Below are 950 nucleotides of genomic sequence, written 5' to 3'. Positions count from 1 at the left end.
TCGAGCGCCCGCGGGTCCGGGGCGTGGATGGCGGCGAGGTCACGATCCCGAGCTGGGAAACGGCGGCGCAGGAGGATTGGCTCGGTCGCTGGGCGATGAACCTGATGCTGATCAATGTGTCGACGCGCCGGTTCGGCCGCGCCGTCCGGCTGCCCGAAGGTGACGTGCCGGCACCGCCCGGATCGGGGGTTTCGAAGTCGGCGGCCTCGCGGAGGTTCGTAGCGCTGTCGGCGGCGCGGCTGGCTGACTTCATGGCTGCCGATCTGTCCGCGCTCGACCTTCTGGTGGTCCAAATCGACGGGCTGCATCTCGGCGACGATCTCGTGCTGGTCGCCGCGATTGGAGTTGACGGCGAAGGCAACAAGCATCCGCTGGCGCTGGTGGAAGGGGCGACCGAGAATGCCGCAACGGTTCAGGCCCTGCTGGACAACCTGGTCTCGCGCGGGCTCGACCCGACGATGCCAAGACTGTTCATCGCCGACGGCGCGAAAGCGTTGTCGAAGGCGATCCGCCGCACCTTCGGTTCGGCCGCTGCGATCCAGCGCTGCCAGATCCACAAGGCGCGCAACATCATGGAACGCCTGCCGAAAGAGCATCATGCGCCCACCCGTCGGGTGCTGCGCCAGGCGTGGGAGCTCGATGACGCCGACAAGGCTGAAAAATTGATCCGCAATCTCGCGCGTCGCCTCGACCAGCAATGGCCCGGCGTCGCGGCCAGCATCCTCGAAGGCCTCGACGAAATCCTGACTGTCGTCCGGTTGAAGCTGCCGAAGGAGCTTCGTCGATCGCTCGCCTGTACCAACATCGCCGAGAACATGATGGGCACCATTCGCCGCGTCACGCGCAACGTCAAACGCTGGCGGGATGCCGGTATGGCCTTGCGATGGGTCGCGGCCGGCATGATCGAGGCCAACAAGGGCTTTCGACGATTGAAGGCGCATAAGCAATTG

Annotated in this window: 1 protein-coding gene; it reads left to right on the top strand. The window is 65.7% G+C overall.

The features are described from left to right. A partial coding sequence (locus QRQ56_RS39180; protein ID WP_438747117.1) for an IS256 family transposase occupies nucleotides 1-950 on the top strand: 950 nt, incomplete at both ends.

The sequence above is a fragment of the Bradyrhizobium sp. U531 genome, from assembly GCF_051710265.1.
Classification (GTDB): domain Bacteria; phylum Pseudomonadota; class Alphaproteobacteria; order Rhizobiales; family Xanthobacteraceae; genus Bradyrhizobium.
This window is presented reverse-complemented; position numbering and strand designations above follow the sequence as displayed.